Raw genomic sequence first — 11,288 nt, forward strand, 5'->3', positions numbered from 1 at the left:
AAATTATCAAGCGGCATAAAAATGAGTTTATAGGGGGCCACCTTGAGCCAGACCCTCACGATCATTCAGTTTTATAAAAACAAAGCGCCTGCCTTCACGGAAATCAAGGCGGGCGCTTTACAATTGGATCCGGTCATCCGAGGGTAACCCGGACTTCATCCTCAACGAGAACGCTTTTGTTATGAACCTGCAAACCCTAGTCGTCAAAATTGGCACCTCTAGTCTCACTCAGGACAGCACCGGCAACCTGGCGATCGCCACCATTGCGGCCCTCGTTGAAACCCTCAGCGCCCTCCGCCACCAAGGGCACCGCGTTATCTTAGTCTCCTCCGGTGCCGTCGGGGTCGGCTGTGCACGCCTGGGATTAAAAGAGCGTCCCCGGACGATCGCCCTCAAACAAGCAGTGGCTGCCGTCGGTCAGGGCCGCTTAATGCGGGTTTATGATGACCTGTTTACCACCCTGCAACAGCCGATCGCCCAAGTTCTCCTCACCCGCAGCGATTTAGTCCAACGCAGTCGCTACGTTAACGCTTACAACACCTTTCAAGAATTACTGCGCCTCGGGGTCATCCCGATTGTCAACGAAAATGATACAGTAGCCACGGAAGAACTCAAATTTGGCGACAATGATACCCTCTCGGCAATGGTTGCCAGCTTAGTCGAGGCGGAATGGCTGTTTCTGATGACTGATGTCGATCGCCTCTACTCCGCAGACCCCCGCAGCAATCCTGACGCCCAACCGATTACCCTGGTTCAACATCTCGATGAGTTGCGGCAGTTACAGGTGCAAACCGGAGGCAGTGGGACCAATTGGGGGACTGGGGGAATGATGACGAAAATAGAGGCGGCCCGCATTGCCACAGGTTCAGGGGTCCGCACGGTGATTACCTCGTCTCAATCCCCGCGCAACTTAGAGAAGATTTTGCAGGGGGAGGCGATCGGGACCCATTTTGCACCGCAAAAAAGCACCAGTAACGCCCGCAAACGCTGGCTTGCCAATGCGGTGATTCCCTCGGGTAAACTGTATTTAGATGAAGGGGCAGTCCGCGCAATCTGTCAAGGGGGAAAGTCTCTGTTAGCCGCAGGTATCCTGGAGGTGTTCGGAGAATTTGAGGCGTCGGATGCGGTGCAACTGTGCGATCGCTCGGGTCGGGAAATTGCCCGGGGACTGGTCAACTATAGCAGTGAGGAACTCGATCGCATTCGCGGACGAAAGTCCGATGAAATTCCCGAAATTTTAGGTTATATTGTTGCCGACACGGTAATCCACCGGGATAACTTAGTTTTAAGCCTTTCCAGTAGCGATGCCGCACAGTTGAATAAAACCGACCCCCTGCTCTGAATTTGACAGGGTCGGAAAGTTAAAGTTAAAATGACCCCATTCATCGGATGCGGCGATTCTCATGCCGATTTGGTGGTCAATGCAACGAGAAGAACATAAGCTCATCGGCGGTGAACCTAGGGACTTTTTCACCCCGGACCCGGAATAAAAATACTTCTACAAAACGGAAGAGAATAGACGATGAACCCCGATAACGTGATGGAATTTTTACAAACCGGATTTCGAGTTGGGGTAGGCGCGACGGCTTCCCTACTCGAAAGTATTCAAGACCCCCAAAAACGAGAAGAAAATCTGGCGGATTTAAAATTAGATGTCAGCGATTTGACCAAAAAATGGGCAGAAAAAGGAGAACTTACCGAACGGGAAGCCCGCAATTATGTGGATACCCTGATCGATCACCAGCGATCGCCGGGGGAACCCCCATCCTCTGCAACTCCCCCTGCGCCAAGTTCTGAGTCTCCGTCATCCCCACCGACTTCGGCAGCCAATCCAGAAGTCTACCAAGATTTACAAGACTTAACCGCCCAAATTGCAGCGTTGCGGTCGGAGTTAGAAAATTTACAAAATAAAGATTCCGAACGTTAATCTGAGGGTGCAAGAACGCCGGTACCGGTTTCAATAGCAGGGACTAGAAACCGAGTTTCTTGACAACAGACTGCTGATTGGGACCCATTTGATGCAGAAACCCCGTTGTTTTCCCCATACTGTACCGCCGCTCTGGGCTTCTAGGGGTTGGCACAGCTAAAATACTTAGCACAACCAGGATGCCAGTACAGGATGAGATTTGTAGGACCAGACACGGAGTTTCTGGCCCTTTTTTTGTGGCTCATTAGCCGAAAATTTTGTCAAGAAACCCGCTTTGTATTCCCTTTACGGTAAGCCTGGAGTAGACTACAGGGTATTAGGTGAGGGAATTTCCTGGGGAAATTGTTCGGTCTTGCTCCCGGCTTTTGAGTGCAGGGTTAAAACAAGAAGAAGAATTCAGGGCCTGGGGTTTTCCGTCCGGAGGAGGCCACGGGGCGATCGCACAAACCCAGGATTTAAGCATAAACGGTTTATGCTGTAGATAAGGATATGTCCTGTCAATAAAAAGTAAAATTAATTTTACTTTTTATTGACAGGAGTACACTTGTTTGATATGATTTACAAGTTTTTTTTTAATCGTTGCCCCAGTCTTCGCGACCCATGAGATCCACAATGCGATCACGCAACAAGAAATCGTACTTTTCTAATTCAGATTCAACCAAGGCCCATTCCCGCGCTGGGATATATTGGCAGAGGGTATAAATGGGTTGTTGTCGCCCCACAAAGCCATTTTTGACCAAGGTTCGAGCTTCTTCTTTGATGAACTCGATGGAATATTGAACGGTAGATGTAGATGGAGCCATCTTTAAAACCTCGCTAGATAGATTCTTTAATCAACGGTATATCTGTGACCACCCCCCAGTTAGGTGAATAATTCATAATAGCTCATTGAAGAAGGGAGACTACTGGGCTGCCTCTCGGGCTATTTGTTACATTCTATACAGCAGCATTGTTATTATCGCGCTAATTGACTCCTACTTATCTTAATAAAATATGAAGAATTATGCACCCCCAGGTAGATAAATTTTTTCGATGTACTTCTCTGGGGGGGTGCCAGAATAATTAATGATTGCATTATTTCGGGTCTCCAGTAGAGAGATCGAGGCCCAAATTTTATACAGGGAGATAGTTGTAGTCACGGTCTAGGGGGGAATTTTATATAAATTTCAGCAGGTTCAATGACTCTCGTTTTGGCGGGAATTTTAAAGGGAACACAGGGTTAGGGGCTTGCCTCCAAAAAAGAGTTCCCAGAATCCAACCCAAATCCCTAGGCTGGGGGAAGCGCAAAGAGTCCGAGGATACCCTCAAGGGAAAAAAATTGGATTGTTTGACAAAATTTCTGCTGGCTTTGCCAGGGAGAAAGGGCCAGAAAGCCAGTTTTTTTGTCCCCTTGGTTTAATCCGGTACAGCTAGACTCGGAGCAGACTACAGGGGAGAAGAACGAACATAAACAGGCTAGGGATCACCGCTTTCTAAGGATAAATGGGTTTTAATGGGATTGAAATTAGTCCCCGGTAGAGCCGGGGAAGGGAGCAATGGGAGGCTCTACCTGCTTTCGGATCAAGGTGCAGATTTCATCTGTAGCCTTAGTAAAACGGATTGGGTTGGGTGGGAGTTGGGGTCAGTCCGAATAGAGTTTCCAGGGCGATCGCTTGGGCGGCCCCCATTTGACCATAAGAAAACACAAACGGAATGGATTGAGGCAAGAGGGCCTTAAATTCGTCCAAAACGTAGGGACTCCCGTAAATCACCACGGCCTGCAATTGTCCCGTTTCTAATAATTGATTCAGCCATTCCCGGGCGAGGCGCGTCACCTGGGCAGGTCCTCCGAAAGGATTACCCCGGATAAAGACTTGAAGTAAAGTTTTTCCGTTTGCCATTGCTTTCAAGTCTTGCGATCGGCAGGGAGTAGAACAATCCACGCCCTGGAATTGATAGCCTTTCGACTTGGGGATAACGATCGCCGGGGCTTGTTTATTCAGAAACGCACTATTAACCAGAGAGTCAGTTACCAATAAATTATTCCAATACTCCCCGGATTCCGGTGGAGGGACGGATAAAGGCAACGACCCCCCAATTTGTTGAGACTCCCGCAAGATATTTTCTACACAGTTGATCGCCCCAGGAGTAGATAAATTAATCAGTTGGGCGGTGGGAGAAGTGGGGGGATTGACTACCGTAGAAGGAGAGAAAAGTTTTTGTTTTGCCTTCCAAATGCGGGTTACGGATTGGCGAATGCGATCGCGGGATATGCGACCGGATTTGACGGCATCACAGAGGGCCGTAATGGCCTCGGCTGGGTCCACAGGCATCAATAAAATATCCGCCCCAGCTTCTAAGGCTAAAATGGGAGCTTCATTGGGGCCATACCGTTTGGCGATCGCCCCCATGACCAAAGCATCGGTAACAATTAACCCCTCAAACCCGAACCGTTGGCGTAATTGTCCCGTTAAAATCTTCGAGGAAAGAGTCGCCGGGTATTCCGAGTCCCAGGCTTCAATACAGAGGTGAGCACTCATCACTGCATCCACTCCACCAGCGATCGCCCGTTGAAACGGCGGAAGTTCCACCGTCTCTAATCGTTCCGGCGAATGCCGCAACACCGGCAACTCGATATGAGAATCCACACTGGTATCCCCATGTCCGGGAAAATGCTTGGCACAGGTGAGGACCGGATACTTCTGTGCACCGCGCATAAAGGCTAAAGCTAACTCACTGGCGGTTTCAGAATTTTCCCCAAAAGACCGGACATTAATCACCGGGTTTTCGGGATTGTTATTCACATCCACCACCGGGGCGAGGACCCAATTAATCCCGACAGCGAGAGCTTCCTGGGCGGTATAAGCTCCCATTGCGGTGGCATAACCCTGAGCTTTCGAGGGTTCTTCTGCGGCAATCTTGGCGATCGCCATTGGTGGGGGGAACCAAGTTGCACCGGCAAATCGCTGTCCGACACCTTCCTCGATATCGGCAGCAATCAGCAGGGGATACTTGGCCCAGGATTGCAATTGCTGCGATCGCAACATCAAATCACCCGCACTGCCTCCCACCAAAATCACGCCCCCCACGCGCTGTTCCTGCAACAGCTTCTGCAACTGGGCCGCTGAGGGTTCCCAATCGGGATATTCAATTTGGTGGTCAAACAGATGTCCAGATGCTCGCACCACGAACAACTGCGCCACCTGTTCTTCTAACGATAGGGTTTCGAGATCCGGCAGTGCCGGGATCAGATCCGACATATCCACAGATTAAGCCTCAGTTTCTGAAATTTCGCTCTCGTTGAGATCCATATCTTCCTCATCCGCGTCAGGATTGTGCTGTTTGCGTTCTTCACTGATCTGATTGAGCAGTGTCAAGATGCGCGTCCCGCGTTCAATGGATCGGTCTTCTAAAAATATCACCTCTGGAGTCCGACGCAATCGCACTCGGTGACCGAGTTCCCTGCGGATATATCCAGTTGCGGCTTGTAGTCCTTCCATTGTTTCGGCGCGCGCTTCGTCACTGCCATAGATACTGACGAAAATCTTGGCGTGTTGGAGGTCACCGGAGACGTTGACATCAGTAACGCTCACCATTCCCGCACCCACTCGGTCATCCTTGATGTCGCCGATTAACATTAAACTGACTTCGCGCTTAATCAAGGACGCGACACGCTCTACTCGACGATCGGTAGCCATAATATTGATTCCCTTGTTTGCATGATACTCATCGGTTTGGGTGGCACTTGAAGGCATCCACCTGTTTTTAGTGTAGAGTTTTAATCCGTGCTACCGCTACAACAGCAAACCGCGTCCCCGCCGACACCATTGACCCACTCATTCCGCGTGACTTGGCTTAGGCCAGGTCAGGAGGACCCCACCCTAACCCTCCCCTGTGTCTTGGGGAGGGGACCGGAGGCGTACTTAAATTTGAGGCAAAATCTGGGTCAAAAACCCGGTTTCTGATCTCTGGGATCTAAATAAAACTGTCCCGATGCTCTAGGTTACGGTCAATCCCAACATCCCTCGTAAGGTCAACCCGACAAAAATTAGGGCAGTCACAACTAAAGTGACTAAGGCGATCGCAGTTACGGGTTTTTGCAACAGGGGCTTAACCCAACCGAACAGGGCAAAGAAGATACCCAGAATGATCGTGACAAAATAGCGCGGGTAGCGAAGGATATTACTCCAAAAATCATCAAACATAAAAATTCAGATTCAACAACAGGAGCGGCTAAGACTGTTTGCATTGTACCGCGTAGCATTGTTCCGCGAGTTGCACCCGTTCAGTAATTTTCCAAGTCCCTGGATCATTCAGATTCGCCGCCAGTTCTGGGGGAATTGCATCGAGTCCGAGGTAGGCCCTGGAAATTGCACCGACCATCGCTGCGGTTGTATCCAGACCTATTCAATCCACCCGCCCCTCCATTGTTCTCAACGGGATACCTTGGGCTTAGTCATTTAGGTTAGATAAATTTTCTATGTAAAGGGCTAATTATATCATATTTTGATGAAAATCAATCATTAACATTTTTCCGGTGGAATCATAAAATAACGTGGCAAAGCAGATTTCTGGATAGACTCTCCCGCGTTTTTGTTTTTGAATTCCACCCATTGCCACTTGAACCCGATAACCTGTTCCTAAATTAATATCAAAATATTCATTAAAAAAGGCTTTTGTTACAATATCAATTTTGACATCTTCTGGGATAGCGACACTTATATCTTCATCTTCTAGTTGGACTTTTTTCTGCCCCGACGCTCGGTATTTTTTCAACATATTATTGACATCGGTAAAGATTTGAGGGTCGGGTAAAATGCGATCTATGGCTTGGATAACGTCCTGAGAATCCATCTGGGAAACCTCCTGAAAAATACATGATCGTAATCAAGGACTCAGTTGAAGCAGCGATCGCGCTTTCGGGAGAAAGGATGGATCTATCTGACTGATTCAACCCGCTTACCCTGCAATTAGATTGCAGTGGGCGTATCTATTTTAGACCGAAAGGACTCAGGGTTTTGATACGAATTGAGACAATTCGAGGGAGAAGTCCTCTGAAGGAGTGGGTCACTCCCGTTAAGGGAATGGGGACTCCCCCCTCATTATGCCAAAATCGGTTTTAAACTGTCGTATCAATGATTACTCCTGGGTTTCCCCGAGGGGATCTACCGCAGAATTCCAGTCGCGATCGTGGTATGTTAGGGATTCATTAGCTTTTGGAGTTGGGTTGGGATTGAGACGACCCCAAATTGCCCCAAAATTGCCTGGTTAAGGGCGCTGGAGTCGTGCAGGAAAGGCGGGGAGGTGCCGTTGAGGGGACTCGTTTCCTGGGGTGCGATCGCCCAACCGGGATTACCCCTTATTTCCCTGATCCCAACTCCAGCAAAACAATATCAAGGGCAATCCTTGAGTTTATCAATTGAAGTCGGTTCACCCAAAAGGGAGGCCGTTGCTACAAAATTAGATACGGTTTTAGGTATAGATGAACGAGACGACTGCATTAACAGTTTTACCCCGTCCTTTTCTAAAATGGGCTGGGGGTAAAACCCAACTGATTCAACAATATCAACCCCTATTCCCCCCCCATTTTAAAAATTATTACGAGCCATTTTTAGGGGGTGGTGCAGTTTTTTTCTATTTATTTCAAGAGCATTCATCGGGGTTTAAATCAGTGTTATCCGATGTTAATGAAGAGTTGATTAATATGTATCGCTGCGTTCAAACTGACGTAGAGGCTTTAATCAAGGAGTTAGAATTTCATCAAGCTAAACATAATCCTGAATATTATTATCAAATTAGAGCGCAGAAAAACCGCAAATTGGTTAAAAAAGCGGCTCGAATTATTTATTTAAACAAAACTTGTTTTAATGGATTATATCGAGAAAATTCCAAAGGGGAATTTAATGTGCCGATTGGCCGATATAAAAATCCCACTATTTGTAATGCGGAGTTACTGCGGGCGGATTCCCAGGCTTTGCAGTCGGTGAAATTAGAAATTAGGGATTTTGATAAGGTGCTGGAGGAGGCCAAAACTGACCAAGATTTTGTCTATTTTGACCCGCCTTATTATCCTCTGAGCAATACGAGTCAATTTACCTCGTACAGTCGCTATAATTTTAAGGAAGAGGACCAAATTCGATTACGCGATGTGTTTGCTAAACTGGCGAAGCGCCAGGTAAAAGTGATGCTGTCTAATTCGGATTGTCCGTTTATTCGAGAGCTTTACCAGGAGTTTCGGATTCATGAAGTTTCAGCAGCGCGATCGATTAATTCCAAAGGAACTCATCGCGGGAAAATTTCTGAAGTGGTTGTGACATCTTATTGATGTGGTGTTGGGATGATGATGAACTATTGGAGGGGGAACGACGGAAGTCGTTACTACGAACAAGGGGAAATGGTGGGACTTTTGGAGAAGAAACGACTGAAGTCGTTACTACGAACAGGGGAAATGATTGAAGTTGGGGTGGGAAATGATGCCGCATTATTGCTTACTATTTTAATTACAAATCATAGGATTGCGATCGCACCTCGGTCGAAGGTTCGGTTATTTTGGTCAATGCCGGTGATGTGAAGGCGATCGCTGTAAATTTCCACCGCTGCAAAACTCAGTTGACTCGCCGATCGCGCTGTCCAACTGGAACGTCCTACCCGTCGGGTTTTTGCACCAGCACCACAAGTTAAATAGGTGGTATTCCCGATCGCGCGGCTTCGTTCGTAGTTATGATTATGTCCATTAATATAGAGTGAAACCCCATATTCTAGGAATAAAGGCATCAGTTTCCGACGGAGAAACCGACTGCCTAAATGTAACCCCGAGGTATAGAGAGGATGATGTCCCATGACAATTTTCCACGGTGCATCACTCTGTTCGAGTTGAGTCTCTAACCAAGGTAATTGATTCTGCCAATCGGCATTTCGGTTGGTATCTAGGACAAAAAACTCGACTTGATCCCGGCGTAAACTATAGTAACGCCCTCGCATATTAAAGCCCGGATATTGGACTTGATCATTGCCATTATTGGTTTTAATATCATGATTGCCCAAACAGGCATAAAATTTAACCTGGGCATCGAGGAGCGATCGGTAGGGTTGCTCAAAGACGCGCGCTATTTTCTCAATTTCGCCATGATTGTAGATATTATCCCCGGCGAGCAAGACTAAATCGAAAGGATTCTGCTCATGGTAGCGGGCGATCGCCCGTCCGACTGCATATTGACCCTCATTACCCGCACCCGTATCTGCCACGGCGACGAAACGCAGCAGCAAGGTATCTGGGGATGGTGGTATCAAATCCAACTCAGTCTCTGACCTCTCTTTCGTTAGCCCCCTGAGAGATTTGCCTAGGATAGCAAAGGTTAAGGCACTAAGTCCAGCCAGTAAAAATTCTCGGCGTGTCTGGTTCATGGGTTGGGGAATTTGCAAGAATTAGCGGACATTTCAAACAAAATGATAGATTAATCCAAGGATGGCCGCATCTTTAAAGTATTCCCTGTTGTCCTCGTCGATCGCCTAGAACAAGATGTCCCAAGATCCGCCAACTCCTCCCGAGTCTGACCCTCAAACCCCAACACCAGCAAACTCTTCTCCACCTGTGCCGCCTGCGCCAAAACCTCCACCATCGGGATTCAAAGCGCTGGCGATCGCCTCATTGCGCTCGATTATTCAACTCTTAGAGGGGGTCGTCGAGACCCTGGAAGCGGAACCGATGACCCCATCCCAGACGCCCGCCCAAGTTAGGATAGAGGGGCTTGGGGTAGAACGGCAGCCAACGGTTTTATCCCAGATTTTAGCGCCGATTCGCGCCCTGTTGCCGACGGCACTCAATCAAACCTTGTCCGATTGGGGATTAACTGGGGCGATCGCCTTGATTGTCGTGATCATTACTTGGACGACAACCAGCGTTCTCTTCCCCAAACCCGCAGAAGTGGCACAAGTTCCCCCTCCTGCATCATCGGAAGTCTCAGAAATGCCTCCAGCATATCTCCCCCCGGTTTCCGAGGTTCCCACCACGGCACCAGAACTCCCTTCCGTTAAGAAAGAACCACCCCCAATCATCACCCCAAAAGAGACACCCCGGCCTAAAAAAGCGCCTCCCGTGGTGGAAACGCCACCGGCTCCCTTAACCCCGGAACAAACCCTAATTGCGGCAATTCAGAGCCAAGTTGCACAAGTCACTGAGGATGCAGATATTCCGATCGCCTCGATTCAAGCTAATTTTGGGGCCTCTGAGTTGCTCGTGCGAATTAGCGATGAGTGGTACAATATCACCGCTTCTCGCCAAGATAAGTTAGCCTCGCAAATCTTCGAGCGGGGGAAAGAATTGGATTTTAGAACCGTGGAAATTGCTGATTCCCAGGGGAATTTGTTGGCTCGCAGTCCCGTGGTTGGGTCGAGGATGATTATTGTCAAACGGCAGCAAGAATGAGGGTTTTAGGGAGTTAGCCCAAACTGAAGTCAGTCTAAGTCTATAAAAACCCCCAACCTTGAGGATTCTGTTGGCGATCGGGAGACCTAACCCCCCAACCCCCTTCCCTAAGAGGGAAGGGGGAGAATCAAAGCCCCTCCCCTCTTAGGGGAGGGGTTTGGGGAGAGGTCTCTTTCTTGATTCGCCAACAGAGTCCTTGAGGGTGCGGGTTTTTAACTCAAATTCAAATGTTTTTGATAGGCTTGAACCTTGAGGTCAATGCCAGTAATATCCGTGCCGACAACGACGGCATTCGCGCCCAAATTGAGGGCGCGTTTTGCCATTTCCGGGGAACTGATACCCCCTTCACAAATCAGGAATCCGTTGATGGTTTTGCGGATTTCGGCGAGGAGATCGAACCCGGGAGGAATGGAGTGTTGGGTGGCGCGGGTGTAGCCATAGAGGGTGGTGCCAATGATATCGGCTCCAAAATTGGCGGCAGCGATCGCAGATTCGAGGGTATCCACATCTGCCATAACGGGTTTTCCGAGGTGGGTGTGAATAGCGGTAATCAGATTGGAGAGGGTTTCATCCTGGGGACGGGTGCGATCGGTGGCATCGATGGCGATGATATCGGCACCACTAGCGGCGATCGCCTCGGCATGATGAAATTGCGGGGTGATGTAGACTTCGGATCCGGGGATGGATTGTTTCCAGAGCCCGATAATGGGAATGGTGGCACCGAGCAGAGAGCGCACGGCTTTGATATGAGCGGGGGTATCGATGCGGACCCCCACGGCTCCATTGCGAACCGATGCCAAGGCGACTGCGGCAATGATCGAGGGTTCAGCCAAGGGAGAATCTGGAGGAGCCTGACAGGAAACAATTAATCCACCCTCCAAAGGGGCGATCGCATCGGTCAAATTCAACGATTTTTCAGAGAGTTGTTCGTTCATTAATCCGTTAAATACTCTGGAT

13 protein-coding genes are annotated in these 11,288 nt (G+C 48.8%); 4 read left to right on the forward strand and 9 right to left on the reverse strand.

Features of this window, described 5'->3' with window-relative positions; translation table 11 throughout:
- Positions 1 to 181 precede the first annotated feature (181 nt).
- A complete protein-coding gene (gene proB / locus NG795_RS17410; protein ID WP_367289908.1) occupies positions 182 to 1,342 on the forward strand; it encodes a glutamate 5-kinase in 1,161 nt (386 codons plus the stop codon).
- Between the two features lie 180 nt (positions 1,343 to 1,522).
- The gene (locus NG795_RS17415) at positions 1,523 to 1,927 is read left to right on the forward strand and encodes a hypothetical protein (RefSeq protein WP_367289909.1); all 405 of its coding nucleotides are present in this window, start codon (positions 1,523 to 1,525) and stop codon (positions 1,925 to 1,927) included.
- 316 nt (positions 1,928 to 2,243) lie between these two features.
- Here the strand turns inward: NG795_RS17415 and NG795_RS17420 are convergent, their stop codons facing one another.
- From NG795_RS17420 to NG795_RS17450, 7 genes are all read right to left on the reverse strand, one after another.
- Positions 2,244 to 2,390 carry a hypothetical protein gene (locus tag NG795_RS17420; RefSeq protein WP_367289910.1) on the reverse strand — a complete coding sequence of 49 codons (147 nt, stop codon included), beginning with the start codon at positions 2,388 to 2,390 and terminating at the stop codon, positions 2,244 to 2,246.
- Positions 2,391 to 2,499: 109 nt separating this feature from the next.
- Positions 2,500 to 2,730, reverse strand: coding sequence for a DUF4327 family protein (locus NG795_RS17425; protein WP_367289911.1), 231 nt, complete (start codon positions 2,728 to 2,730; stop codon positions 2,500 to 2,502).
- Positions 2,731 to 3,513: 783 nt separating this feature from the next.
- Positions 3,514 to 5,166 carry a glycoside hydrolase family 3 N-terminal domain-containing protein gene (locus NG795_RS17430; protein ID WP_367289979.1) on the reverse strand — a complete coding sequence of 551 codons (1,653 nt, stop codon included), beginning with the start codon at positions 5,164 to 5,166 and terminating at the stop codon, positions 3,514 to 3,516.
- A gap of 9 nt (positions 5,167 to 5,175) precedes the next feature.
- Positions 5,176 to 5,604, reverse strand: a complete 429-nt coding sequence (rbfA, locus tag NG795_RS17435; protein ID WP_367289912.1) for a 30S ribosome-binding factor RbfA — start codon at positions 5,602 to 5,604, stop codon at positions 5,176 to 5,178.
- Positions 5,605 to 5,904: 300 nt separating this feature from the next.
- The gene (locus tag NG795_RS17440) at positions 5,905 to 6,111 is read right to left on the reverse strand and encodes a DUF751 family protein (RefSeq protein WP_261199304.1); all 207 of its coding nucleotides are present in this window, start codon (positions 6,109 to 6,111) and stop codon (positions 5,905 to 5,907) included.
- A 28-nt stretch (positions 6,112 to 6,139) separates the two neighbouring features.
- Positions 6,140 to 6,313: an ADP-ribosylglycohydrolase family protein gene (locus NG795_RS17445; protein WP_495855883.1), complete on the reverse strand. Its 174-nt coding sequence runs from the start codon at positions 6,311 to 6,313 to the stop codon at positions 6,140 to 6,142.
- An 87-nt stretch (positions 6,314 to 6,400) separates the two neighbouring features.
- Entirely contained in the window at positions 6,401 to 6,760 is a 360-nt protein-coding gene (locus NG795_RS17450) for a hypothetical protein (protein ID WP_367289914.1), read from the reverse strand.
- A 628-nt stretch (positions 6,761 to 7,388) separates the two neighbouring features.
- Between NG795_RS17450 and NG795_RS17455 the strand changes: the two genes are divergently transcribed.
- On the forward strand, positions 7,389 to 8,231 hold the full coding sequence (locus tag NG795_RS17455; protein ID WP_367289915.1) for a DNA adenine methylase: 843 nt from the start codon (positions 7,389 to 7,391) through the stop codon (positions 8,229 to 8,231).
- Positions 8,232 to 8,413: 182 nt separating this feature from the next.
- Here NG795_RS17455 and NG795_RS17460 read toward each other — a convergent pair whose 3' ends face one another.
- On the reverse strand, positions 8,414 to 9,310 hold the full coding sequence (locus NG795_RS17460) for a metallophosphoesterase (protein ID WP_367289916.1): 897 nt from the start codon (positions 9,308 to 9,310) through the stop codon (positions 8,414 to 8,416).
- Between the two features lie 115 nt (positions 9,311 to 9,425).
- Between NG795_RS17460 and NG795_RS17465 the strand changes: the two genes are divergently transcribed.
- A complete protein-coding gene (locus NG795_RS17465) occupies positions 9,426 to 10,331 on the forward strand; it encodes a hypothetical protein (RefSeq protein WP_367289917.1) in 906 nt (301 codons plus the stop codon).
- 212 nt (positions 10,332 to 10,543) lie between these two features.
- Here NG795_RS17465 and NG795_RS17470 read toward each other — a convergent pair whose 3' ends face one another.
- The gene (locus NG795_RS17470; RefSeq protein WP_367289918.1) at positions 10,544 to 11,266 is read right to left on the reverse strand and encodes an N-acetylmannosamine-6-phosphate 2-epimerase; all 723 of its coding nucleotides are present in this window, start codon (positions 11,264 to 11,266) and stop codon (positions 10,544 to 10,546) included.
- Positions 11,267 to 11,288: the final 22 nt, after the last annotated feature.

The sequence above is a fragment of the Laspinema palackyanum D2c genome (genome assembly GCF_025370875.1).
Taxonomy (GTDB): domain Bacteria; phylum Cyanobacteriota; class Cyanobacteriia; order Cyanobacteriales; family Laspinemataceae; genus Laspinema; species Laspinema palackyanum.

What these genes read in the sequence shown, in the direction of transcription:
- proB (WP_367289908.1), top strand. Translation starts at nt 182, where the DNA reads ATGAACCTGCAAACCCTAGTCGTCAAAATTGGCACCTCTAGTCTCACT.
- NG795_RS17415 (WP_367289909.1), top strand. Translation starts at nt 1,523, where the DNA reads ATGAACCCCGATAACGTGATGGAATTTTTACAAACCGGATTTCGAGTT.
- NG795_RS17420 (WP_367289910.1), bottom strand. Translation starts at nt 2,390, where the DNA reads ATGCTTAAATCCTGGGTTTGTGCGATCGCCCCGTGGCCTCCTCCGGAC.
- NG795_RS17425 (WP_367289911.1), bottom strand. Translation starts at nt 2,730, where the DNA reads ATGGCTCCATCTACATCTACCGTTCAATATTCCATCGAGTTCATCAAA.
- NG795_RS17430 (WP_367289979.1), bottom strand. Translation starts at nt 5,166, where the DNA reads ATGTCGGATCTGATCCCGGCACTGCCGGATCTCGAAACCCTATCGTTA.
- rbfA (WP_367289912.1), bottom strand. Translation starts at nt 5,604, where the DNA reads ATGGCTACCGATCGTCGAGTAGAGCGTGTCGCGTCCTTGATTAAGCGC.
- NG795_RS17440 (WP_261199304.1), bottom strand. Translation starts at nt 6,111, where the DNA reads ATGTTTGATGATTTTTGGAGTAATATCCTTCGCTACCCGCGCTATTTT.
- NG795_RS17450 (WP_367289914.1), bottom strand. Translation starts at nt 6,760, where the DNA reads ATGGATTCTCAGGACGTTATCCAAGCCATAGATCGCATTTTACCCGAC.
- NG795_RS17455 (WP_367289915.1), top strand. Translation starts at nt 7,389, where the DNA reads ATGAACGAGACGACTGCATTAACAGTTTTACCCCGTCCTTTTCTAAAA.
- NG795_RS17460 (WP_367289916.1), bottom strand. Translation starts at nt 9,310, where the DNA reads ATGAACCAGACACGCCGAGAATTTTTACTGGCTGGACTTAGTGCCTTA.
- NG795_RS17465 (WP_367289917.1), top strand. Translation starts at nt 9,426, where the DNA reads ATGTCCCAAGATCCGCCAACTCCTCCCGAGTCTGACCCTCAAACCCCA.
- NG795_RS17470 (WP_367289918.1), bottom strand. Translation starts at nt 11,266, where the DNA reads ATGAACGAACAACTCTCTGAAAAATCGTTGAATTTGACCGATGCGATC.